21 protein-coding genes are annotated in these 23,548 nt (G+C 67.1%); 6 read left to right on the top strand and 15 right to left on the bottom strand.

All coding sequences use genetic code 11. The features are described from left to right. Nucleotides 1-9: 9 nt before the first annotated feature. The 4 genes from hprK to ACTJLF_RS15190 form a co-directional block, all read right to left on the bottom strand. A complete protein-coding gene (gene hprK / locus ACTJLF_RS15175; protein WP_019655575.1) occupies nucleotides 10-969 on the bottom strand; it encodes an HPr(Ser) kinase/phosphatase in 960 nt (319 codons plus the stop codon). Between the two features lie 142 nt (nucleotides 970-1,111). Further along, nucleotides 1,112-1,579, bottom strand: coding sequence for a PTS sugar transporter subunit IIA (locus tag ACTJLF_RS15180; RefSeq protein WP_019655574.1), 468 nt, complete (start codon nucleotides 1,577-1,579; stop codon nucleotides 1,112-1,114). A gap of 203 nt (nucleotides 1,580-1,782) precedes the next feature. Then, nucleotides 1,783-2,112 carry a ribosome hibernation-promoting factor, HPF/YfiA family gene (gene hpf / locus ACTJLF_RS15185; protein WP_019655573.1) on the bottom strand — a complete coding sequence of 110 codons (330 nt, stop codon included), beginning with the start codon at nucleotides 2,110-2,112 and terminating at the stop codon, nucleotides 1,783-1,785. Nucleotides 2,113-2,464: 352 nt separating this feature from the next. Then, nucleotides 2,465-4,585 carry an ATP-dependent helicase gene (locus ACTJLF_RS15190; protein WP_440883365.1) on the bottom strand — a complete coding sequence of 707 codons (2,121 nt, stop codon included), beginning with the start codon at nucleotides 4,583-4,585 and terminating at the stop codon, nucleotides 2,465-2,467. A gap of 240 nt (nucleotides 4,586-4,825) precedes the next feature. On the opposite strand from ACTJLF_RS15190, the gene corA reads away from it, so the two are divergent. Both corA and ACTJLF_RS15200 read left to right on the top strand, forming a co-directional pair. Further along, nucleotides 4,826-5,812, top strand: coding sequence for a magnesium/cobalt transporter CorA (gene corA, locus ACTJLF_RS15195; RefSeq protein ID WP_019655571.1), 987 nt, complete (start codon nucleotides 4,826-4,828; stop codon nucleotides 5,810-5,812). 76 nt (nucleotides 5,813-5,888) lie between these two features. Next, complete coding sequence (locus ACTJLF_RS15200) at nucleotides 5,889-6,653, top strand: YoaK family protein (RefSeq protein ID WP_019655570.1); 765 nt, start codon at nucleotides 5,889-5,891, stop codon at nucleotides 6,651-6,653. Between the two features lie 2 nt (nucleotides 6,654-6,655). Here ACTJLF_RS15200 and ACTJLF_RS15205 read toward each other — a convergent pair whose 3' ends face one another. The 10 genes from ACTJLF_RS15205 to ACTJLF_RS15250 form a co-directional block, all read right to left on the bottom strand. Next, nucleotides 6,656-7,438, bottom strand: a complete 783-nt coding sequence (locus ACTJLF_RS15205) for a 5'-methylthioadenosine/adenosylhomocysteine nucleosidase (RefSeq protein ID WP_354426101.1) — start codon at nucleotides 7,436-7,438, stop codon at nucleotides 6,656-6,658. Nucleotides 7,439-7,546: 108 nt separating this feature from the next. Continuing rightward, entirely contained in the window at nucleotides 7,547-9,178 is a 1,632-nt protein-coding gene (locus ACTJLF_RS15210) for an ABC transporter substrate-binding protein (RefSeq protein WP_019655568.1), read from the bottom strand. A gap of 67 nt (nucleotides 9,179-9,245) precedes the next feature. Next, a complete protein-coding gene (locus ACTJLF_RS15215) occupies nucleotides 9,246-10,289 on the bottom strand; it encodes a dipeptide ABC transporter ATP-binding protein (RefSeq protein WP_019655567.1) in 1,044 nt (347 codons plus the stop codon). Then, on the bottom strand, nucleotides 10,286-11,311 hold the full coding sequence (locus tag ACTJLF_RS15220) for an ABC transporter ATP-binding protein (protein ID WP_440883366.1): 1,026 nt from the start codon (nucleotides 11,309-11,311) through the stop codon (nucleotides 10,286-10,288). Before ACTJLF_RS15220 ends, ACTJLF_RS15215 begins: the two co-directional genes overlap by 4 nt. Nucleotides 11,312-11,442: 131 nt before the next feature. Further along, nucleotides 11,443-12,357, bottom strand: a complete 915-nt coding sequence (locus tag ACTJLF_RS15225) for an ABC transporter permease subunit (RefSeq protein WP_132751995.1) — start codon at nucleotides 12,355-12,357, stop codon at nucleotides 11,443-11,445. Nucleotides 12,358-12,365: 8 nt separating this feature from the next. Continuing rightward, nucleotides 12,366-13,370, bottom strand: a complete 1,005-nt coding sequence (locus ACTJLF_RS15230; protein WP_126184015.1) for an ABC transporter permease subunit — start codon at nucleotides 13,368-13,370, stop codon at nucleotides 12,366-12,368. A 75-nt stretch (nucleotides 13,371-13,445) separates the two neighbouring features. Further along, nucleotides 13,446-15,125, bottom strand: coding sequence for a long-chain-fatty-acid--CoA ligase (locus tag ACTJLF_RS15235; RefSeq protein ID WP_019655563.1), 1,680 nt, complete (start codon nucleotides 15,123-15,125; stop codon nucleotides 13,446-13,448). A 100-nt stretch (nucleotides 15,126-15,225) separates the two neighbouring features. Next, nucleotides 15,226-16,725, bottom strand: coding sequence for an NAD(P)(+) transhydrogenase (Re/Si-specific) subunit beta (locus tag ACTJLF_RS15240; RefSeq protein WP_440883367.1), 1,500 nt, complete (start codon nucleotides 16,723-16,725; stop codon nucleotides 15,226-15,228). Then, a complete protein-coding gene (locus ACTJLF_RS15245) occupies nucleotides 16,722-17,051 on the bottom strand; it encodes an NAD(P) transhydrogenase subunit alpha (RefSeq protein WP_019655561.1) in 330 nt (109 codons plus the stop codon). Before ACTJLF_RS15245 ends, ACTJLF_RS15240 begins: the two co-directional genes overlap by 4 nt. A 23-nt stretch (nucleotides 17,052-17,074) precedes the next feature. Beyond that, on the bottom strand, nucleotides 17,075-18,217 hold the full coding sequence (locus tag ACTJLF_RS15250; RefSeq protein WP_440883368.1) for a Re/Si-specific NAD(P)(+) transhydrogenase subunit alpha: 1,143 nt from the start codon (nucleotides 18,215-18,217) through the stop codon (nucleotides 17,075-17,077). A gap of 432 nt (nucleotides 18,218-18,649) precedes the next feature. Between ACTJLF_RS15250 and ACTJLF_RS15255 the strand changes: the two genes are divergently transcribed. The 3 genes from ACTJLF_RS15255 to ACTJLF_RS15265 all read left to right on the top strand — a co-directional run bounded on the left by ACTJLF_RS15255 (nucleotide 18,650) and on the right by ACTJLF_RS15265 (nucleotide 20,381). Beyond that, nucleotides 18,650-19,366: a response regulator transcription factor gene (locus ACTJLF_RS15255; RefSeq protein WP_019655559.1), complete on the top strand. Its 717-nt coding sequence runs from the start codon at nucleotides 18,650-18,652 to the stop codon at nucleotides 19,364-19,366. A 76-nt stretch (nucleotides 19,367-19,442) separates the two neighbouring features. After that, nucleotides 19,443-19,880, top strand: a complete 438-nt coding sequence (locus ACTJLF_RS15260; RefSeq protein WP_145760188.1) for a DUF4019 domain-containing protein — start codon at nucleotides 19,443-19,445, stop codon at nucleotides 19,878-19,880. A gap of 12 nt (nucleotides 19,881-19,892) precedes the next feature. Beyond that, the gene (locus ACTJLF_RS15265) at nucleotides 19,893-20,381 is read left to right on the top strand and encodes an NUDIX hydrolase (protein ID WP_145760189.1); all 489 of its coding nucleotides are present in this window, start codon (nucleotides 19,893-19,895) and stop codon (nucleotides 20,379-20,381) included. Between the two features lie 28 nt (nucleotides 20,382-20,409). Here the strand turns inward: ACTJLF_RS15265 and mnmA are convergent, their stop codons facing one another. Then, nucleotides 20,410-21,522, bottom strand: a complete 1,113-nt coding sequence (gene mnmA / locus ACTJLF_RS15270) for a tRNA 2-thiouridine(34) synthase MnmA (protein WP_145760190.1) — start codon at nucleotides 21,520-21,522, stop codon at nucleotides 20,410-20,412. A 191-nt stretch (nucleotides 21,523-21,713) separates the two neighbouring features. Between mnmA and ACTJLF_RS15275 the strand changes: the two genes are divergently transcribed. Continuing rightward, complete coding sequence (locus ACTJLF_RS15275; RefSeq protein WP_440883369.1) at nucleotides 21,714-23,444, top strand: long-chain-fatty-acid--CoA ligase; 1,731 nt, start codon at nucleotides 21,714-21,716, stop codon at nucleotides 23,442-23,444. The last annotated feature ends 104 nt before the right edge of the window (nucleotides 23,445-23,548 follow it).

Genomic DNA, 23,548 nt, shown 5'->3' on the forward strand with positions numbered 1-23,548 from the left:
CCTGGTCATTCAATCCCCGTCGCGGGAGTTCTCCATCGCCTTGTGGTGCCGCGCCACGAAGTCGGCATACGTGTCGATGCCGCGCAGCTGCAGGATCGAATTGCGCACCGCGGCCTCCACCAGCACCGCGATGTTGCGCCCTGCCACCACCTGGATGATGACCTTGCGCACCGGGATGCCCAGCACGTCCTGCGTGAGCGGCGCCGAGGGCATGCGCTCGTAGTCGCGCTCGAAGCTGTCGCGCCGCACGAGGTGCACGATGAGCTTGAGCCGCATCTTCCGGCGCACCGCCGTCTCGCCGAAGATCGCGCGGATGTCCAGCAGGCCGATGCCGCGCACCTCCAGCAGGTTCAGCAGCAGGTCGGGGCAGCGGCCCTCGATGGTGTTCTGGTTGATCCGGTAGAGGTCGACCGCGTCGTCGGCGACCAGGCCGTTGCCGCGCGAGATCAGCTCCAGCCCGAGCTCGCTCTTGCCCAGGCCCGACTCGCCCGTGATCATCACGCCCATGCCCAGGATGTCCATGAACACGCCATGCATCGATGTGCGCTCGGCGAAATGCTTGGACAGGTAGGCGCGCAACAGGTCGATCACGAAGGCCGACGACTCGCGCGTGGCAAAGAGCGGCAGCTGGGCGCGCTCGCAGATCGAAAGCAGTTCGTCGGGTGCGGCCTGGCCGTCGGCCAGCACCAGCATCGGCGGCTCCAGCGTGACGATTCGGGCGATGCGCCGGGCGCAGTCTTCCTCGCTGCCGCGCGTCAGGTAGGCCACCTCGCGCGCGCCGAGGATCTGCACGCGGTACGGGTGGATGTAGTTGAGGTAGCCGACGAGGTCGGCGGCCGACTGCGCGCGGCTGATGACCTCCGCATCGAACTGGCGCTCCGATGCCCCGAGCCCCGCGAGCCATTCCCAGCGGAGCGAGCCACGGAACTCCTCGAACATGGCGTCGGCGCTGATGACGGTCGGCTTCATGCGGTCAGGAGGTGGCGCTCACGCACCGGAGTTGGGAGCAGGCCAGAATACCGCGGAACCGGCTTTGCCGGGCCGCTGGGATCGCCCCGGAAGGGGAAGGCGTGCGCGACGCGAAGTGCGCGAAGCCTGGGGGCGAACACCGTTACGCGACCTGGGTGGACTGCCAGCCGGCGATCAGGTCGTGCAGGGCCGTGGCGTCGGTGCTGGACTTGATCTGCTCGCGCAGGCTGGCGTCGCTCAGCAGCTCGGCGATTTCGGAGAGGATTTCGAGATGCTTCTGCGTGGCCGCTTCGGGCACCAGCAGGAAGATCAGCAATGCGACGGGTTGCTCGTCGGGGGCGTCGAAGCCGATGGGATTGGCCAGCTGGAACACAGCGGCCATCGGCGACTTGAGGCCCTTGATGCGGCCATGCGGAATGGCGACGCCGTGGCCCAGACCGGTGGAGCCGAGGCGCTCGCGCGCGAACAGGCTGTCGGTGATGAGGGCACGGCCCAGACCGTGAAGGCTTTCGAACAGCAGGCCGGCTTCTTCGAAAGCACGTTTCTTGCTGGTAGCGTCAACGCTCACAAGCACTTGAGCGGGCGGCAGGATGGACGCGAGGCGATTCATGGTGGGTGCAGAGCGGGGGCGATTATGCACCCGCTTGGTAAAAACCCCCAGTCCCCCTATTTACTTTCTGTCTACACGTTGCCTGAAGGGCCCTCGGCCCTCTCTGGACGGCTGCCAAAAACCCTAGCTCCGTAGTCGGGAAAAAGAAAAAGGCCGCCCCTGGGCGGCCTTCGCTGCGAGCCTCGTCGGGCCCGGGCTCTTTCTTACATCAACCGCTTGGGCGCAGCGTGATGGTGGTCCTGCAGGCGGTCCTTGTGGCGCACCACCTGGCGGTCGAGCTTGTCGACCAGTTCATCGACCGCAGCGTAGAGATCAGCGTGGCTCGACTCCGCGAACATGTCATTGCCCTTGACGTGGATGTTGCACTCCGCCCTTTGGCGGCGTTCCTTTTCCTTCTGCTTTTCCACCGTGAGGATCACCTTCACATCGACCACCTGGTCGAAATGTCGGATGACCCGGTCCAGCTTGCTCGTGACGTAGGTGCGCAAGGCAGGTGTGACGTCGAGGTGATGACCGCTGATCGTCAAATTCATGAATGACCTCCTGGAATTGACGGTTGGGGAAATGGCCGCACCGCGGAATGCGGCTTGGCCGGCGAAACGAAACGGGAGTTCTCTCTGGGGGTCTTGAGAAAGAAAGAAAAAGAGGGGGATGGGAAGAGGGGAGAAAGAGGGAAGGTCGATTCACTATGCCCAAGCTGTCACGGTATTGCAATACCTGAGTTGCTCGGGGTTTTGCCGCCTCGCGAACGGCCTCTCGGACGCTAGCGAATCGATAGCTGCGGGCACGCACAGGGCAGGCGATGCCGCAGTTCGAAACAAGTGTTTTCAGAGCTGGCCAGCCGGTGACCCTGCCGGCGAAAGGGCCTGCTCGTGCCTCGCCTTCTCAGCGCCAGGCGGCTCGCATCCTGTTGCGCAGGTCGATCACCGAGCTGGGCGGCGGCACGGCCGGCGGGCGCTCCGGCGCAGGCGGCCATGTCTGCTGCTCGAAGCCTTCCAGGTCGGCATCGGCGATGAAGCGCGTGCGGTTGGCATACAGGTGCCGGTCGCCGCGCGCCGCCTGCTGCGTGACGTGGAAGCGCTGCGGCACCAGCAGGTGCAGGTGGTCGCGCGCCCGGGTCATCGCCACGTAGAGCAGGCGCCGCTCCTCTTCCAGTTCGTGCGCGCTCTGGGCCACGTCGGCCGGCAGGCAGCCGTCGACCACGTTGAGCACGTGCACCGAATTCCATTCCTGCCCCTTGGCCGAATGGATGGTGGAGAGGATCAGGTAGTCCTCGTCGAGCAGCGGCGGCCCCGGCCGGTCGCTCGTGGCCTCGGGCGGATCGAGCGTGAGCTCGGTGAGGAATCGTTCGCGCGAGCCGTATCCGGCCGCGAGCCGCGCGAGCTGCTCCACGTCGGCGCGCCGCACGCCGGAGGTGTCCTCGTACAGCCGCTCCAGGTGCGGCAGGTACCAGTCCATCGCGAGCTCGACGTCGGCGGGCCACTTCAGCGCCGGCGCGCGCAGGGCCTCGTAGGCCTTCGCGAAATCGGCCCATTGCGCACGAGCGGCGGAAGGCGGCACGAACTCGCGCACCACGCGGGCCGGATCGGGCGCCTGCTCCATCGCGTCGAGCAGGCGCGCGCTCGTGGCGGGGCCGATGCCCGGGATGAGCTGCGTCACGCGGAAACCCGCCATGCGGCCGCGCGGGTTCTGCGCGAATCGCAGCACCGCGAGCAGGTCCTTCACATGCGAGGCTTCCAGAAACTTCAGGCCGCCGAACTTCACGAACGGGATGTTGCGCCGCGCCAGCTCCAGTTCGAGCGCAGCGCTGTGAGACGAGGTGCGGAACAGCACCGCCTGCGACTTCAGCGCCAGCCCGCCCTCGCGGTGCGCCAGCACCTTGTCGGCCACCCAGCGCGCCTGCCCCGCCTCGTCGGGCACGAGCACCAGCAGCGGCTTGCCGGCAGAGGGCTTGTCGGTCCACAGCGTCTTGGCATGCCGCTCGGCGGCCTGCGCGATGACGCGGTTCGACACGTCGAGGATCGGCTGCGTCGAGCGGTAGTTGCGCTCCAGCGTGACCACGCGCGCGGGCTGCGTGAACTGCGAGGGAAAGTCGAGGATGTTGCGCACCGTGGCGCCGCGGAAGGAGTAGATCGACTGCGCGTCGTCGCCCACCACGGTCACGCCGCGCCCGTCGGGCTTGAGCGCCAGCAGGATCGCCGCCTGCAGCAGGTTGGTGTCCTGGTACTCGTCGACCAGCACGTGGTCGAAGCGCGCGCCGATGTGCGCGGCCAGCGAAGGCTCGGCCGCCATCTCGGCCCAGTAGAGCAGCAGGTCGTCGTAGTCGAGCACGTTCTGCCGCTGCTTGGCCTCGACATACGCGCCGAACAGCTTCTTCAGCTCGGCCTCCCACTCGCCGCACCATGGAAAGGCTTCCTTCAGCACATCGGCCAGCGGCGCGCGGGTGTTCACGCAGCGCGAGTAGATCGACAGGCAGGTGCCCTTGCGCGGGAAGCGGTTGACGGTGGAGGAAAGCCCCAGCTCGTGGCGCACCAGCCCCATCAGGTCTTCGGCGTCGCCGCGGTCGTGGATGGTGAAGTTCTCGTCGAGGCCGACCTGCGGCGCGTACTCGCGCAGCAGCCGAGCACCGATGCCGTGGAAGGTGCCGGCCCACGGCAGCGCGGGCGGGGCATCGGACTTCAGTCCGAGCACCTGCGCCAGCACCCGGCCGGCGCGGCGCTCCATCTCCTGTGCGGCACGGCGCGAGAAGGTCAGCAGCAGCAGGCGCTGCGGATCGACGCCGCCGGCGATGAGGGTTGCGACGCGGTGCGCCAGCGTGCTGGTCTTGCCCGAGCCGGCACCGGCGATGACGAGCAGCGGCCGCTCGTCCAGGCCGGCGGTGGCCGCGCTCACGCCGTGCTCGACCGCCACACGCTGCGCCTCGTTGAGCGAGGCCAGCGCCTGCGCCAGGCGCTCTGCCTGGCTCCTGGGCGCAGCGGAAGGAACGGGAAGCGCAGTGCTCTGCATGCCTGCGACTTTACTGTATGCCCGTCCAGTCCGGCCGCCTTGCCGACATATGGCCGGTGACATAATCGCGCCTCGCTGCAACCCGGAGATTTTTCCAATGGAAACCGACCCGTCTCGGCAGCTTTCAACTCCCTTTCACTGACGCCTTTCTTCGCGCCTCTTGCGCACGTCGGGCAGGGAATTGAAAGCGCCCCCCTCCCTCGCCCATCGTCCAGTCCGTCATTCCAGGGAGTGAGCCCCATGCTCAACATCTTCACGCTCGCCAACGGCCGCCTCGTACAGGAAGAAATCGAGGCCCTCGAAGAGCTCTCCAGGTTCCAGCCGATCTGGGTCGACCTCGAGTCGCCCACGCTCGAGGAAAAGCGCTGGATCAAGCAGTACTACGGCCTGTCCATCCCCGAAGACGCAATGGACGAGGACATCGAGGAATCGGCGCGCTTCTACGAGGAAGACAACGGCGAGCTGCACATCCGCTCCGACTTCCTGATCGACGACGACGAAGCCCCGCGCGCGGTGCGCGTGGCCTTCATCCTCAACCAGCACAACACCGACCTGCGCAGCCGCGGCGTGCTGTTCTCGATCCACGACGAGGACGTGCCCGTGTTCCGCCTGCTGCGCATGCGCGCGCGCCGCGCGCCGGGGCTGATCGAGGACGCCAAGGAAGTCATGCTCAAGCTCTTCGACGCCGACGCCGAATACTCGGCCGACTCGCTGGAGAACATCTACGACGAGCTCGAGGCGGCGAGCAGGAAGGTGCTGTCGGGCAACGTCAGCGACGAGCTGGCCGGCGAGGTGCTCGGCGCCATCGCACGGCAGGAAGACCTGAACGGGCGCATCCGCCGCAACGTGATGGACACGCGCCGCGCCGTCAGCTTCATGATGCGCAGCAAGATGCTCAACGCCGAGCAGTTCGAGGAAGCGCGCCAGATCCTGCGCGACATCGAGTCGCTGGACAACCACACGGCCTTCCTCTTCGACAAGATCAACTTCCTGATGGATGCGACCGTCGGTTTCATCAACATCAACCAGAACAAGACCATCAAGATCTTCTCGGTGGCCAGCGTGGCGCTGCTGCCGCCGACGCTGATCGCCAGCATCTACGGCATGAACTTCAAGTTCATGCCCGAGCTCGACTGGGCCATGGGCTACCCCTACGCCATCGTGCTGATGGCGGCGAGCGCGCTGGTGCCGATGTGGTACTTCCGCCGGCGCGGCTGGCTCAAGTAGCGGCCTGCCGACGGGCGCTCGCGGGGCGCCCGGTGCTAGAGTGGCTTTCGGCCCGAGCGCCGACTGGAGAGCCACCTTGCGCAGAATCCGCTTCCTCACCCACCGCCACCGCGCACCCTCGACCAACACCGCGCTGGGCCTGCTGCTGGCCTTCAATGCCGGCGCCATCAACGCAGGCGGCTTCCTCGTGCTGCACATGTACACCTCGCACATGACGGGCTTCGCCTCGCAGCTGGCCGACGGCATGGTGCTGGGCAACGTCAAGCTGCTGCTGAACGCGCTGGGCGCGATCCTCGCCTTCCTGACCGGCGCGGCCGTGTGCGCGGTGCTCGTGAACTGGGGCCGCCAGCACCGCATGCACGGCGTGTACGCGCTGCCGCTGATGCTCGAGGCGGCGCTGATGTTTCCCTTCGGTCTCATGGGCGCCATCACGCTGACCTGGGCGACGCCCTTCGCGGTGCCGCTCACCGTGCTGCTGCTGTCCTTCATCATGGGGCTGCAGAACGCGGTGGCCTCCAAGACCTCGGGCGGCAGCATCCGCACCACGCACATGACCGGCAACATCACCGACATGGGCATCGAGATCGGCAAGATGCTCTACTGGAACCGCCGCTCGAAGTCGCAGCAGGACCATCCCCTGCCCGTGCGGCACGACCGCAGCCGCATGCGCCGCGCGGGCGGGCTGGTCGGCATGTTCGTGCTCGGCGGCGCCGCGGGCGCGCTGGGCTTCAAGTACGTGGGCTTCGTCTGCGTGGTGCCGCTGGCGGCGCTGCTGCTGGCGCTGTCGATCCCGCCGCTGCTGCGCGACATCCCGCGCCGCCGCACGCCTTCTCTCGGCTGAATTCAGCCAAGTTCGGCCGGCAGCGAAGCCAGCCACGCATTGACGAGCGCGAGGCTGTAGCGGCTCGCCACCGCAGCGACGAAGCGCGAGAAGTCGCCGTGCGCGGCATCGTCGGCGCGGTCCGAGATCGTGCGCATCGCCGCGAAGGGCACGCCGTAGTCGTGGCACACCTGCGCGACCGAGGCGCCCTCCATCTCCACCGCGAGCGCATCGGGCAAGGCGCGCTGAAGCGCCGCGCTCTCGGCCGTGGTCGAGACGAACCTGTCGCCGCTCAACAGCAGGCCGCGATGCACCTTCGGCGAACGAAGGCCGAATTCGTCGACGGCCTGCTGCCCCAGCAGCGCCACCGGATCGCGCAGCGTCTGCCGCGCGACCTCCGCCAGCGCATCGCCGATGGCCGCGTCGGCAGCGAAGCGCGACAGCCCCATCAGCGGCACTTCGTACTTCGGGAAGATCGGCGAGGCGTCGAGGTCGTGCTGCAGCAGCTGCGTCGCGACCACCACGTCTCCCACGTCCACGCCCGGCGCCAGTCCGCCCGCGACGCCGGTGAACACGATGGCCCGCGCGCCGAAGCGCTCCAGCAGCACCGTGGCCGTGATCGCCGCCGCGACCTTGCCAATGCGCGACAGCACCGCGACCACCGGCCGGCCGTGCAGATGGCCTACCCAGAAGTCGCGGCCCGCGACGCGCACGCGCTGCTCGTCGGGCATCAGCGCGAGAAGCGCGCCCAGCTCCTCGTGCATCGCTGCGACGATGGCGATGGGCGCTGGCGACAGGGTGCTCACGGTATTTCTCTTTCCAGGAACACCGAGGAACCGGCTTCGCCGGGCCTCTGGTGTTGCCCCCTGCAAGGGGGTTGGCGCAGCGACACGAAGTGCGCGAAGCCTGGGGGTTTACTTGATATCCACGCCGTAGAAGGTGTGGCGGCCGAAGGGGCTCAGCTTGAAGTCGACCACCTCCTTGCGCACCGGCTTCAGCTGCACCGCATGCGCGATGGTGAACCACGGCGCCTGCTCCTTGAAGATCAGCTGGGCCTTCTTGTAGAGCGCGTCGCGTTCGGACTGCTTGGTCGCGCTCTTGGCCTTCAGCACCAGGTCTTCGTACGGCTGGTAGCAGAACTTCGAGATGTTGCTGCCGCTGGCCGACTTGGCAGAAGCGCAGCCCAGCAGCGTGTAGAGGAAGTTGTCCGGATCGCCGTTGTCGCCGGTCCAGCCCAGCATGCCCATCTGGTGCTCGCCGGCCTGCAGTCGCTTGCGGTACTCGCCCCACTCGAAGCTCTTGATCTCGGCCTTGACGTTGATCTTGGCGAGGTCGGCCTGCATCAGCTCGGCGATGCGCTTGGCGTTGGGGTTGTAGGGGCGCTGCACCGGCATGGCCCACAGGTCGGTGGAGAAGCCGTCGGGGAAGCCGGCCTGTGCCAGCAGCTTCTTCGCGGCCTCGGGGTCGTACGGATCGTCCTTCACCGCATCGTTGTAGGACCACATGGTCGGCGGGATCGGGTTCTTCGCGGCCACGCCGGTCGAGAGGTACACGCCGTCGATGATGGCCTTCTTGTTGATCGCCATGTTGATGGCCTTGCGCACGCGCACGTCGTCGAAGGGCTTCTTCGTCGTGTTGTACGAGAGGTAGCCCACGTTCAGGCCGGGCTGCTCCAGCACCTGCACGTTCGGGTCCTTGCGGATCGCGTCGAGGTCGGCCGGGTTCGGGTACGGCATGACGTGGCACTCGCCCTTCTGCAGCTTGGCCCAGCGCACCGAGGCGTCGGGCGTGATCGCGAACACGAGGTCGTCGATCTTGGCCTTGCCGCCCCAGTACTGCGGGAAGGCCTTGAAGCGGATGATCGCGTCCTTCTGGTACTGCACCAGGTAGAAGGGACCGGTGCCGATCGGGTCCTGGTCGACCTTCTCGGGCGTGCCGGCCTTCAGCATCGCGATGGCGTATTCCTTCGACTGGATGCCCGCGTACTGCATCGCCAGGTTCGCGAGGAACGGCGCCTCGGCCTGGTTGAGCGTGATCTTCACCGTGTAGTCGTCGATACGGTCGACCGACTTCAGCAGCTTGGGCATGCCCATGTCGTTGAAGTAGGAGTGGTTCTGGCTCGTGACCTTGAAGAAGGGGTCGCTCTCCTTCCACTGGCGCTCGATCATGAAGATGAAGTCGTCGGCGTTGAAGTCGCGCGTGGGCTTGAAGCTCTTGCTGGTGGTGTGCCACTTCACGCCCTTGCGCAGGTGGAAGGTGTAGACGGTGCCGTCGGGCGAGATGTCCCATTTCTCGGCGAGGCCGGGCACGACCTTGGTGCCGCCGCGCTCGAACTCGACGATGGTGTTGTAGACCTGCGTGGTCACGTCGAACGAGGTGCCGGTGGTGTTCATGCCGGGATAGAAATTCTCGGGGCTGCCCTCCGAGCAATACACCAGCGTCTTGGCAGACACCGCGCCGCAGGCCAGGGTAAGGGCTGCAAGCGCTGTCGGTGCCAGGAGCGCCAGGCTTCGTGAGCGGCGCGAAACGGTGGGCTGGGTCTTCATGTGGACTCCTTGATACACGGTTGAAGGAACTGCGAGAACGGGAAACGCAACGGAACCCGAAGGAACGCTAGGGATTCGCCGCCACGGCGGCGGCGGGCGGAACGTCGGCGCGCACGAGCGGCGCGCCTTCGAGGAACTTCTCCGCGTAGTGGCAGGCCACCTGCCGCTCGTCGAGCGCGCGCAGCAGCGGCCGCTCTTCGCGGCAGCGCTGCTGCACGTGCGGACAGCGCGTGCTGAACACGCAGCCCGAAGGCGGGTTCAGCGGCGAAGGCAGCTCGCCCTTGAGCACGATGCGCTGGCTGCTGAGCCCCGGCGTGGAGGCCAGCAGCGCCTGCGTGTACGGATGCAGCGGCCGCGCGAAGATGCGCGACTTCGGGCCCTGCTCCACCGCATGGCCGAGGTACATCACGAGCACGTCGTGCGCGATGTGCCGCACCACGCCCAGGTCGTGCGAAATGAAGAGGTAGGCCAGCCCCAGCTCGGCCTGCAGGTCGGCCAGCAGGTTCAGCACCTGCGCCTGGATCGACACGTCGAGCGCCGACACCGGCTCGTCGGCCACCAGCAGGCGCGGGCTCAGCATCAGCGCGCGTGCGATGGCGATGCGCTGGCGCTGGCCGCCGGAGAACATGTGCGGATAGCGGTTGGCGTACTCGGGCCGCAGGCCCACGCGCGCGAGCATGTCGCGCGCCTTGGCCGCGCGCTCCTGCCTGCCGAGACTGGTGTTGATGGCCAGCGGGTCCTCCAGCACCGTCGCGATCTTCTTGCGCGGGTTGAGCGAGCCGTACGGGTTCTGGAACACCAGCTGCACGGCCTGGCGCAGCTCGCGCTTGCGCTCGGCCGGTGTGTCGACCGCGTCGGCGCCGACCAGCGTGAGCCGGCCCGCCGTCGGCTTCTCGATCAGCGCGACCATGCGCGCCAGCGTCGACTTGCCGCAGCCCGATTCGCCCACCACCGCCAGCGTGCGGCCGCGCTCGATGCGAAAGGAGATGTCGCCCACCGCGCGCAGCTGCGAGGGCGCACGGAACAGCCCGCGGCGGATGTCGTAGGTGCGCTGGAGGTTCTTCGCCTCGACCACCACTTCGCCGGATGCGCTTGCCGATGCCTCGCTCATGCCGCGGCCTCCACCGCTCGGTGCTTCGGCGGATCGCTCGCGATGGCTTGCGCGCGGCCTGGATCGTCGAGCGGAAAGTGGCAGCGCACTTCGGCGCCGTGCGACTCGCGCAGCGCCGGACGCACCTGGCAGGCGCGCTCGGTGACGTAGCTGCAGCGCGGCGCGAACAGGCAGCCCGCGGGCCGGTCGTGCACGCCGGGCACCACGCCGCTGATGGTGGCAAGGCGGCCCTCGGGCGCGGCACGCTCGGGCAGTGCCGCGAGCAGCGCCTCGGTGTAGGGATGCTGCGGCTGGGCGAAGAGCCGGTCGACGCGCTGGTGCTCCATCACCTGGCCCGCATACATCACGGCGATGCGCTGCGCCATTTCGCTGACCACGCCCATGTTGTGCGTGATGAGCACGAGCGCCATGCCGCGCTCCTTCTGCAGGTCGCGCAGCAGGTCGAGGATCTGCGCCTGGATGGTCACGTCGAGCGCCGTGGTCGGCTCGTCGGCGATCAGGAGGCGCGGATTGCAGGCGATGGCCATCGCGATCATCACGCGCTGGTTCATGCCGCCGGAAAGCTGGTGCGGGAAGCTGCCCAGGCGCGACGACGCGGCCGGAATGCCGACCTGCTCGAGCAGCTCGGTCGCGCGCTTCTTCGCTTCGCGCTTGTCGAGCTTCAGGTGCAGCCGCAGCGTCTCCATCAGCTGGAAGCCGATGGTGAAGCAGGGGTTGAGGCTGGTGGTCGGCTCCTGGAAGATCATCGCGACCTCCTTGCCGACCAGCGCGCGGCGCGCCTTGTCGGAAATGCCGAGCAGGTCGTTGCCCGCGAAGCGCATGTGCTGCGCGCGAACCCGGCCCGGGAAGCCGACGAGCCCCATCAGCGCCATCATCGTGACGCTCTTGCCCGAGCCCGATTCGCCGACGATGCCGAGCACCTCGCCTTCCTCGAGGCTGAGGCTCACGCCGTCGACCGCATGAAGCACGCCGCCCTGCGTAGGGAACTCGACGTGCAGGTCCTTTATTTCCAACAGGGGCATCTCAGTGACTCCGGCCCGAAAGGAATCTTCCAGGAACACCGCGGAACCGGCTTTGCCGGGCCGCCGGTGTCGCCCCCCGCAAGGGGGTTGGAGGCCACACGAAGTGGGCAAGCCTGGGGGTGTGCTTCATGCTAGCGTTTCAGTTTCGGGTCGAGCGCATCGCGCAGCCCGTCGCCCAGGAGGTTGAATGCGAGCACGGCAGCGAGGATGGCCATGCCGGGGAATGTGACGACCCACCACGCGCGCAGCACGAACTCGCGCGCGTCGGCCAGCATGGTTCCCCATTCGGGCGAGGGCGGCTGCGCGCCGAGGCCGAGGAAGCCGAGTGCCGCCGCATCGAGGATGGCGGTGGAGATGCCGAGCGAGGCCTGCACGATCAGCGGCGCGGCGCAGTTGGGCAGCACCTCGCGGAACATCAGCCGCAGCGTGCCGGCGCCGCTCACGCGCGCTGCGGTGACGTAGTCGCGCGAGACCTCGGCGATGACGGCCGCGCGCGTGATGCGCACGTAGTGCGGCAGCACCACGATGGCCACCGCGAGCATCGCGTTGACGAGGCCCGGCCCGAGGATCGCGACGATCACGATGGCCAGCAGCAGGCTGGGCAGCGTGAGCACGATGTCCATCAGCCGCATGATCGCGATCTCGAGCACGCCGCGGAAGAAGCCCGCGACGAGACCGAGCACGATGCCGACGACCACCGACAACGCCACCACCGCGACGCCGATCGACAGCGACAGGCGAGCGCCGTACATGAGCCGCGAAAGAATGTCGCGGCCGATGGCGTCGGTGCCCAGCAGGTAGCTCATCGAGCCGCCCTGCTGCCACGCGGGCGGCTGCAGGAAGGCGGCGCTGTTGGTCTCGTTGGGCGCATGCGGCGCGATCCACGGCGCGAGCAGCGCGACCAGCAGCAGCACGACGATGGTGGCGAGCCCGATGACCGCGCCCCGGTTGGCCGAGAAGGCCGTCCAGAATTCGCGCCAGGGGCCGGGAGGTGCGGTGCTCTTGCCCGCACCGTCGGAAACGGTGATTTGCGTGGTTGTCGCCATGGGGAAGCTCAGCGCCTGATCCGCGGGTTGATGACGCCGTACGCCACGTCCACGAGAAGGTTGACCAGCATCACGATGCCGCCGAGCAGCAGCATGCCGCCCTGCAGCACCGGATAGTCGCGCCGGCCGATGGCCTCGATGAGCCACTTGCCGACGCCGGGCCAGGAGAAGATCGTCTCGGTGAGGATCGCGCCCGTGAACAGCACGCCCACCTGCAGGCCGATCACTGTCACCACCGGAATGAGCGCATTGCGCAGCGCATGCAGCCCCACCACGCGAAAGCGCGACAGGCCCTTGGCGCGCGCGGTTCGGATGTAGTCCTCGCCCAGCACCTCGAGCATGGCCGAGCGCGTCATGCGCGCGATGACCGCGAGCGGCACCGTGCCAAGCACCACGGCCGGCAGCACGAGGTGGTGCAGTGCCGACCAGAAGGCGTCGGTATCGCCAGCGCGCAATGCGTCGATCAGCAGGAAGCCGGTGTCGGGCTCCACGTAGTACTGCACCGCGATGCGGCCCGACACGGGCGTCCAGCCGAGCTGCACCGAGAAGAACAGGATGAGCAGCAGCCCCCACCAGAAGATCGGCATCGAGTAGCCGGTGAGCGAGGTCGCCATCACGCCGTGGTCGAAGATGGAGTTGCGCCGCACCGCCGCGAGGATGCCCGCGGGCAGCCCGAGCAGCAGCGCGAAGAGGATGGCGCACACCGCGAGCTCGACCGTGGCCGGGAAGAGCGAGAGGAACTCGCTCATCACCGTGTCCTGCGTGATGAGCGACTTGCCGAGGTCGCCGTGTAGCACGCGGGCGATGTAGATGCCGTACTGCACGATCACCGGCTTGTCGAAGCCGTAGGCGGTGCGCAGCTCGGCGTGGCGCGCGGGGTCGATCCCGCGCTCGCCGGCCATGGTCTCGATGGGGTCACCCGGCACCAGCCGGATGAGGAAGAAGGCGAGCAGTGTCATGCCGAAGAAGGTCGGCACCAACAGACTCAAACGGGTAAAGACAAACCTGAGCATCGACCCGCGAATATGCAAGATCGATGCCTCGGCCCCACCCGGGCCGAACCCTTACTTCAGCGCACGCTTGCGCACTTACTTCTTGGCGTCGCGCAGCTCGCGGCGAAGGATCTTTCCGACCGGCGTCTTCGGCATGTCGGTACGAAACTCTACGATGCGCGGCTGCTTGTAACCCGTAAGGTTTGCTCTGCAGTATTCGCGCACCTGAGCCTCCGTGAGCGAAGGGTCTTTCTTGACGATGACGAGCTTCACTGCCTCGCCGGTCTTGTCGTCGGGCACGCCGACCGCTGCGCATTCGAGCACGCCCGGAATGAGTGCGACAACGTCCTCGACCTCGTTCGGATACACGTTGAAGCCCGACACCAGGATCATGTCCTTCTTGCGGTCGACCACCTTGAAGTAGCCGCGCTCGTCGACCACGCCGATGTCGCCGCTCTTGAAGTAGCCGTCGGCCGTCATGACCTTGGCGGTCTCGTCGGGGCGCTGCCAGTAGCCGGCCATCACCTGCGGGCCCTTGATGGCGATCTCGCCGCGCTCGCCCGCGGGCACCTCGTTGCCTTCGTCGTCGAGCAGCTTGAGCCAGGTGCTCGGCAGCGGCAGGCCGATGGTGCCGGTGTAGGCGGTGCTGTTGGTCGGGTTGCAGGTGGCCGAGGGCGAGGTCTCGGAGAGGCCGTAGCCCTCGCAGATCGGGCAGCCCGTCTTCTCGAGCCAGAGCTTCGCCACCGCGGCCTGCACCGCCATGCCGCCACCCACCGAGACCTTGAGGTTCTTCCAGTTGACGGTGTTGAAGTCGGGGTGGTTCGCGAGCCCGTTGAACAGCGTGTTGACGGCCGGGAAGCTGTGGATCGTGTGCTTCGACAGCTCCTTCAGCACGCCGGGGATGTCGCGCGGATTCGGGATCAGGATCAGCTTGCCGCCCGTGCGCATGCTCAGCATCATGCCGACCGTGAACGCGAAGATGTGATACAGCGGCAGCGCGCACACGCCCGTGGGCTGCTCGTTGGCCGGCACCTTGTTCATGACCGGCTCGTTCCACGCCTCGGACTGCAGCACGTTGGCGATCACGTTGCGGTGCAGGAGCACGGCGCCCTTCGACACGCCGGTGGTGCCGCCGGTGTACTGCAGCACCGCCACGTCGTCGGGCCCGATGGCCGCGGGCTTGAACGAGGCACCCGCACCCTTGTCGAGCGCGTCGTTGAATCGCACCGCGCCCGGCAGGCTGAAGGTGGGCACCATCTTCTTGACGTTGCGCACCACGTAGTTGACGAGCGCGCCCTTGAGGAAGCCGAGGCGGTCGCCCATGGAAGCCAGCACGATGTGCTTGACCGGCGTGCTCGCGATGCATTGCTGCAGCGTGGTGCCGAAGTTCTCCATGATGACGATGGCCTTCGCGCCCGAGTCCTTGAGCTGGTGCTCCAGCTCGCGCGGCGTGTACAGCGGATTGACGTTGACCAGGATCAGGCCCGCGCGCAGGATGCCCGCCACCGCGATCGGGTACTGCGGGCAGTTGGGCATCATCACCGCGACGCGGTCGCCCTTGGCGAGGCCCAGGCCCTGCAGGTAGCCGGCGAACGACTTGCTCTGCCTGTCGGTCTCGCCGTAGCTGATGTCCTTGCCCATGAAGCTGTAGGCCGTGCGGTCGGCGTACTTCGTGAAGCTCTCCTCCATGAGCGCGACCAGCGAGGGGTAGTGCGAGGCATCGATATCGGCGGGCACGCCCTGCGGATAGCTGCTGAGCCAGGGACGATCGGTCATTGGATTTGTCTCCTCCGGGAGTCGGACTGTTGAAAACGAAAACGGCGCACGAAGTGGCGCCGCGAAGAACTCGTCCGCTGCGCGGACGGGGACCTTCGGCCTATTCGATGGCCTTGACCATATCTTCCACTACTTTTTTAGCATCGCCAAAGACCATCATCGTCTTGTCCAGGTAGAACAGCTCGTTGTCCAGGCCGGCGTAGCCCGCGGCCATGGAGCGCTTGTTCACGATGACGGTCTTGGCCTTGTAGGCCTCCAGGATCGGCATGCCGTAGATCGGGCTGCCCTTGGTGTGCGCGGCCGGGTTCACCACGTCGTTGGCGCCCAGGATGATCGCCACGTCGGCCTGGCCGAACTCGCCGTTGATGTCCTCCATCTCGAACACCTGGTCGTAGGGCACCTCGGCCTCGGCCAGCAGCACGTTCATGTGGCCGGGCATGCGGCCGGCCACCGGGTGGATGGCGTACTTCACGGTGATGCCCTTCTCGGTGAGCTTCTGCGCAAGCTCCTTCACCGCGTGCTGGGCACGGGCGACGGCCAGGCCGTAGCCCGGCACGATCACCACCGTCTCGGCATTGCCGAGCACGAAGGCCGCGTCGTCGGCGCTGCCGCTCTTCACCGGGCGCTGCTCCTTCGCGCCGCCCGTGGCCGCGGCCGCCTCGCCGCCGAAGCCGCCCAGGATCACGTTGAAGAACGAGCGGTTCATGGCCTTGCACATGATGTAGCTCAGGATCGCGCCCGAGGAACCCACCAGCGAGCCGGCCACGATCAGCATCGCGTTGTTCAGGCTGAAGCCGATGCCCGCGGCCGCCCAGCCCGAGTAGCTGTTGAGCATCGACACCACCACCGGCATGTCCGCGCCGCCGATCGGGATGATGATGAGCACGCCCATCACGAAGGCCAGCGCCAGCATCGCGAAGAAGGCCGTCCAGCTCTCGGTGAACACGAACACCAGCCCCAGGCCGATGGTCGCCACGCCCAGCACGAGGTTGAGCATGTGCTGGCCGGAGAACTGCACCGGCGCGCCCTGGAACAGGCGGAACTTGTACTTGCCCGAGAGCTTGCCGAAGGCGATGACCGAGCCGCTGAAGGTGATGGCGCCGATGGCCGCGCCCAGGAACAGCTCCAGCCGGTTGCCGGGGGGAATCGCGTAGCGCACGAAGCCGTCGAGAATGACGGCGCCGTCCGGCGTCTGCGCGCCGATGAGCGCAGCGGCAGGCGCGGCGGTGATGCCGAAGGCCCATGGCTCGGCCACCGCGGCCACCGCGATGAACACCGCCGCCAGGCCGATCATGCTGTGCATGAAGGCAACCAGCTCGGGCATCTTGGTCATCTCGACCTTGTTGGCCATGTAGGCGCCCAGGCCGCCGCCGACGACGACCGCGGCCAGCACCCAGGCGATGCCGGTGCCGAAGTCGACGTTGAGCGAGCGCGTCAGCCCGTGGATCAGCGCGACGGTGGTCAGCACGGCGATCGCCATGCCGGTCATGCCGAAGATGTTGCCGCGGATGGAGGTGGTGGGATGGCTCAGGCCCTTGAGGGCCTGGATGAAGCAGACGCTGGCGACGAGGTATAGCAGCGTGACGAGGTTCATGCTCACTTGGCGGCTCCCTCTTCAGCCTTCGGTGCGGCCTTCCTGTCCTTCTTCTTGAACATCTCCAGCATCCGCCGCGTGACGAGGAAGCCGCCGAAGACGTTCACCGCGGCCAGCGCCACGGCCAGAACGCCCATGGTCTTGCCCAGCGGCGTGGTCGTGAGCGCGGCCGCCAGCATGGCGCCCACGATCACGATGGCCGAGACGGCATTGGTCACGGCCATCAGCGGCGTGTGCAGCGCCGGCGTGACAGTCCACACGACGTGGTAGCCGACGTAGATCGCCAGCACGAAGATGATCAGGTTGATGACGGTGTGAGAGACGATGTCCATGTTCTTCTCCTCGACGGGCGTTATTACTTCTTCGTGACCTGGCCGTCCTGCGTGACGCGGCAGGCGGCGACGATGTCGTCCTCGAGGTCGATCTTCAGCGCGCCCTCCTTGGTGACGATGAGCTTGAGGAAGTCGAGCACGTTGCGCGCATAGAGCGCCGACGCATCCGCCGCCACGAGCGCGGCGAGGTTGGTCTCGCCCACGATGGTCACGCCGTGCTTCACGACGGTCCTGTCGGCCTCCGACAGCGGGCAGTTGCCGCCGACGCCACCATCGGGATTGACTGGGCCCTTGCCCGCCGCGATGTCGACGATCACCGAGCCCGGCTTCATCGACTTGACCATGTCCTCGGTGATGAGCGTGGGCGCGGCGCGGCCCGGGATGAGCGCGGTACTGATGACCACGTCGGCCAGCGCCACGCGCTTGGCGACCTCGGCCTGCTGCCGGGTGAGCCAGCTCGCGGGCATCGGCCGCGCGTAGCCGCCCACGCCTTCGGCCGCGTCCTTCTCTTCCTGGGTCTCGTAGGGGACGTCGATGAACTTGCCGCCCAGCGACTCGATCTGCTCCTTGACGCTCGGGCGCACGTCGGACGCCTCGATGACGGCGCCCAGGCGCTTGGCGGTGGCGATGGCCTGCAGCCCCGCCACGCCCACGCCCAGGATGACGACGCGCGCGGCCTTCACCGTGCCGGCCGCGGTCATGAGCATGGGGAAGAAGCGCTGGTACTTGTCGGCCGCGATCATCACGGCCTTGTAGCCGGCGATGTTGGCCTGCGAGGAGAGCACGTCCATGCTCTGGGCGCGGGTGGTGCGCGGGGCGGCCTCGAGCGCGAAGGCGGTGACGCCGGCTGCCGCCAGGCGCTGCAGGCCGGCGGCGTCGAAGGGGTTGAGCATGCCGATGACGACGGCGCCGGGCTTCAGCAGCGCGGTCTCGGCCTCGGTGGGTGTGCGGACCTTGAGGACCATGTCGGCGGAGAAGGCGCCGGCCTGGTCGGTGATCTCCGCGCCTGCGGCCTGGTAGGCCGCGTCGGTCACGCTGGCTGCCACGCCCGCTCCTACCTGTACCCGTACGGTGTGCCCTGAGGCGACCAGTTTCTTCACCGTCTCAGGTGTAACAGCCACGCGGGTTTCGCCTGCCAGTGTCTCGGCGGGCACGCCTATCAGCATAGAGATCTCCTCAGAGCAAGGGGCACAGGGGGAATGTGCCGGCAGCTTACAGCAAGATTACAGCCGGGAGCTGTCGCCGAAACGCTCTGTCGTTTTCATCCCAAAGCGTGGAGGAGCTTATGGATACTATAACTTCAGCTATTCAATTGATAGCGAATTGGGGTATTCGCTAGCGGGACGGACCATGGAGCGGCACCCCGCGCTGCCAGCGACCTGCGGAACCGAGCCGCGAAGACGTCCGCAACGCCATCGCTCGAAATCTCTATTTGTATCCAACTGTCGCCAATTTCGTTAACAAGCAATCAGAAATCCACGATTTGCGTGCATTAGTTGCAATCCCAAAAACTTTACCTTAGTCGCAGATAGATACACTTCTGCCCAAGAATCGCCAGTTCACGGAAGCTGACGAAGGGAGGAAAAAAGGGGTTTGGAATGCGAATCGCGGTACTCGACGAAGGTGTAGACCACTTCAGGCGGATCAATCAAACCATGGCGGCGCTCGAACATGAGTGCCATCCCTACACGGAAGGAAAGGCGCTGCTGCAGGCGATGCGCCGCCAGACCTTCGACCTGCTGATACTCGGCTGGGATCTCCCCGACATGAAGGGGCCCGAGGTGGTCGCGACCATCCGCAGGGATCTCAACAGCCGCGTTCCCATTCTTTTCGTCTCCGACAAGCCCGGCGAGGCCGACATGGTCGAAGGCCTCAATGCGGGAGCCGACGACTTCATGGCCAAGCCCACGCGCTCCGGCGAACTCGAGGCCCGCGTCAACGCCTTGCTGCGACGGTCCTACCCGGCCCAGCACGAGAGCGAACTGGTCTTCGGCCCCTATCACTTCTACCCGCCTTCGCGCGTACTGAAGGTGCGGGGCGTGCAGGTCGAGCTGAAGAACCGGGAATACGAACTCGCGCTCTTCCTGTTCCAGAACCTCGGCCGGCTGCTCTCGCGCGAGCATCTGCACGAAGCCGTCTGGGGCCTCGGCATCGAGGCGCTGTCGCGCTCGCTCGACACGCACATCTCGCGGCTTCGGACCAAGCTCGACCTGCGTCCGGCCAACGGTTTCCTGCTGCTGGCCATCTACGGCCTCGGCTACCGCCTCGAAACCATCGAGGCCGATGCGCTGCCCAGCGTGGTCGGTGCCCGCTGAAGCCGGGTTTCAGGCCGAGCTACAGTAGTCTCTGAAACGGCGCGCCCGGCGTGCGCCGCACCGAGGAACGAGACGAATGAATCCGATGATCCGGCTGCTGCTCGCCATCACACTGCTCTGGAGCTGGCTCGGCCCAGCCACCGCCGGGGAAGAGGTCGAAGCCAGCGACATGGTGCGCGGCGGCATGCTGGCCATCCAGATGATCGACCAGGGCCGCGCCGGCGAACTGTGGGACGGCGCCACGCCGGCCGCCCGCAAGCGCGTCTCCCGCGCCGACTTCGTCAGCCAGGTCAGCCGTAGCCGGTCGACCATCGGTGCGCCGCAGATGCGCACCTGGGTGGCAGTCAATCGCCAGGTCGTCGCGGACGCCGATCCCGACACGGCCGGCCAGTACGTCAGCGTCGAGTACGAATCCCGCTTCGCGAACAAGCCCGAAGGCTCCGTGCGCGAACTCGTGAGCTTTCACCTCGACCAGGACCGCATCTGGCGCTTCAGTGGCTATGTACTGAAATAAGAGGGGCAAAAGATGGCAACTTCGCGCTGGAAGCCCAATGTCACGGTCGCCGCGGTGATCGAGCGCGAGGGGCGCTTTCTTCTCGTCGAGGAAAACACGCCCGACGGCCTGCGCCTCAACACGCCCGCCGGCCACCTCGACCCCGGGGAGTCACCGGCCGAGGGCTGCGCGCGCGAGACGCTGGAAGAAACGGCCCATCATTTCACGCCAACTGCACTCATCGGCATCTACATGGCCCGTTCCCGCCCGCTGGCCGAGCGCGGCGAAGACACCACCTACATGCGCTTCGCCTTCGCGGGCACCCTGGGTGCCTTCGAGGAAGGCCGAGCGCTCGACGAAGGCATCGTGCGCACCGTGTGGATGACGGCCGACGAGATCCGCGCGAGCGTGCAGCGGCACCGCAGCCCGCTGCTGCTGCGGTGCGTGGAAGACCATCTGGCCGGCAAGCGCCACCCGCTCGACGTGGTGCACGTCGACGAATCGGTGTGGTCGCAGCCCTGAATCGAAGAGTGAGGGACTCCGGTGTCAGTCAGACGATGACGCCGCCGCCCAGGCAGCGTTCGCCGTCGTAGAGCACGGCCGACTGCCCCGGCGTCACCGCCCACTGCGGATCGCCGAACCGCAGGCCGAAGACGGCGGGGTTCGCACCGCCTGCCACCGTTTCCATCTCGCAGGCCGCATCGGCCTGCCGGTAGCGCGCCTTGGAGCCGTAGGCGCCCGGCACCGGCGCCTCGCCGGAAATCCAGCTCGCGTCGTCCGCCTTCAGTTCCGAGGACAGCAGCCACGGATGGTCGTGCCCCTGCACCACCCACAGCGTGTTCTTCTCGACGTCCTTGCGCGCCACGAACCAGGGCGAATGGTCGCCCGAGCCGCGCTGCGCGCCCTTTTCCTTCACGCCGCCGATGCCCAGCCCCTGCCGCTGCCCCAGCGTGTAGAAGCTCAGCCCCTGATGCTCGCCCAGCTTGCGGCCGCGGTCGTCCTTGATCGGGCCCGGCTCCTTGGAGATGTAGCGGTTGAGGAACTCGCGGAACGGCCGCTCGCCGATGAAGCAGATGCCGGTCGAGTCCTTCTTCTTGGCGTTGGGCAGGCCGATTTCCTCCGCGATGCGGCGCACCTCGGTCTTGTGCAGCTCGCCGACCGGGAACATCGTCTTCGACAGCTGCGCCTGGTTCAGGCGGTGCAGGAAGTAGCTCTGGTCCTTCGACGGATCGAGCCCCTTGAGCAGCTCGTGCCTGCCGGTGGCCTCGTTCAGCCGCACGCGGGCGTAGTGGCCGGTGGCGATCTTCTCGGCACCCAGGCGCATGGCGTGGTCGAGGAAGGCCTTGAACTTGATCTCGGCGTTGCACAGCACGTCGGGGTTGGGCGTGCGGCCGGCCTTGTACTCGCGCAGGAACTCGGCGAACACGCGGTCCTTGTAGTCGGCCGCGAAGTTGACGTGCTCGATCTCGATGCCCAGCACGTCGGCCACGCTGGCGGCGTCCACGAAGTCGATGTTCGACGAGCAGTACTCGCTGTCGTCGTCGTCTTCCCAGTTCTTCATGAAGATGCCGACCACCTCGTGCCCCTGCTGCTTGAGCAGGTGCGCCGTCACCGCGGAATCCACTCCGCCGCTGAGTCCCACAACGATCCGATGCTTTGCCATAAGCCCCCTATTGTCCCAGCCCCGTGGAAGGGGCCTGCGGCGTGTGGGAAATCGGGAAAACCCGTGTCGCCGGTTTGTCAGCCCGACGGCCATCGACAGGAGGGCCGGCGCTAAAGTGATTCCGGACGAAGGCGGCAGCAAGACCCGCCACGCCATTCACGAGACGACAAACGCAAGCGGAGACAAGACGCATGGCTACACCTTCGACCGCCGCCACCGCCGGCGACATCCTCCCCTGGACCCGCACCTATCCCGAAGGCATGCGCTGGGACGCCGAACTGCCGGTAAAGCCGGTGCAGCAGATGCTCGACGAGGCCGTCGAACGCTGGCCCGGCCAATCCGCCGTCGAGTTCATGGGCCAGGCCATCACCTACCGCGAACTCGGAGCTGCCGTCGAGCGCGCGGCCAAGGGACTGCAGGACCTGGGCGTGAAACCGGGCGTGCACGTCGGCCTCTACCTGCCCAACACGCCGCACTACCCGATCGCCTTCTTCGCGGTGCTGAAGGCCGGCGGCACGGTGGTCAACTACTCGCCGCTGGACGCCGAGCGCGTGCTGGCCCACAAGATCGAGGACAGCCGCACCGACATCCTCGTCACCCTCGACCTCGTCAACCTCTACCCGCAGATGGCGCGCCTGCTCGACAGCTCGCGCCTGAAGACGCTGGTGGTCGGCAGCCTCGGCGACTACGGCGCCATGGGCGACAAGGTGCAGGCCCAGCTGCAGGGCGCCGGCCAGATCGCCCCGGTGCCGGTGGACGACCGGCACGTGCGCTTCACCGACCTGCTGAAAAGCGAAGGCACTCACAAGACCTACCCGCTGGGCGACCTCGCCGAAGAGATCGTGGTGCTGCAGTACACCGGCGGCACCACCGGCCTGCCCAAGGGCGCGATGCTCACGCACGCCAACCTCACTTCCGCCTCGGCGCAGTACTACGAGTCGACCCGGGGCGAGCCGCCCATCCTGGATGAAGGCAAGGAGCGCTTCCTGGTGGTGCTGCCGCTCTTCCACATCTTCGCGCTCAGCGCCGCGATGCTGCTCGGCGTGCGCCTGGGCGCGGCGCTGGTGCTGCACACGCGCTTCGATGTCGATGCGGTGATGAACGAACTCGCCGCCAGCCGCATCAGCGTGTTCCCCGGCGTGCCGACGATGTACACCGCGATCCTCTCGCACCCCAAGGCCAGGGAGATGGACCTGCGCTCGCTCAAGTTCTGCGGCTCGGGCGGCGCGCCGCTGCCGGTGGAGGTGGAGCAGCGCTTCTTCGAGCTCACCGGCTGCCATCTGAACGAAGGCTGGGGCATGACCGAGACCTCGCCCGTTGGCACCTTCACCCCCGCGCGCGGCCTGCGCAAGGCGGGGTCGTGCGGCATGCCTCTGCCGCAGGTTCGCATCAAGCTCGTGAGCCTGGACGACCCGGCGAAGGACGTCACCGCCTTCGGCGAGGCGGGCGAGCTCTGCATCAAGGGCCCGAACGTGATGAAGGGCTACTGGAACAACCCCAAGGCCACGGCCGATTCGATGACGCCCGACGGCTACTTCCGCAGCGGCGACGTCGCGAAGATGGATGCCGACGGCTACCTCTACATCGTCGACCGCACCAAGGACATGCTGCTGTGCGGCGGCTACAACGTCTATCCGCGCGTGCTGGAGGAGGCGGTGTACGAGCACCCCTCGGTGGCCGAAGTCTGCGTGATCGGCATCCCCGACGAGTACCGCGGCCAGTCGCCCAAGGCCTTCGTGAAGCTCAAGGACGGCACGCCCGAGCTGACGCTCGACGAGCTCAAGGCCTTCCTGAAGAACCGCCTCGGCAAGCACGAGATGATCGGCGCGCTCGAGATCCGCGCCGAGCTGCCCAAGACGCCGGTGGGCAAGCTCTCGAAGAAGGACCTCGTCGACGAGGAAGCCCGCAAGCGGGCGGCATAGCAGCCGAGCGGCACCCGGCTTTTTCGTGGAACACCGGGGAACCGGCTTTGCCGGGCCTCAGGTGTTGCCCCTGGTAGGCGTTGGCGCACGCGGCACGCAGTGCG

This window comes from Variovorax sp. 22077 (assembly GCF_052044195.1).
GTDB classification, from domain to species: Bacteria; Pseudomonadota; Gammaproteobacteria; order Burkholderiales; family Burkholderiaceae_C; genus Variovorax; species Variovorax atrisoli.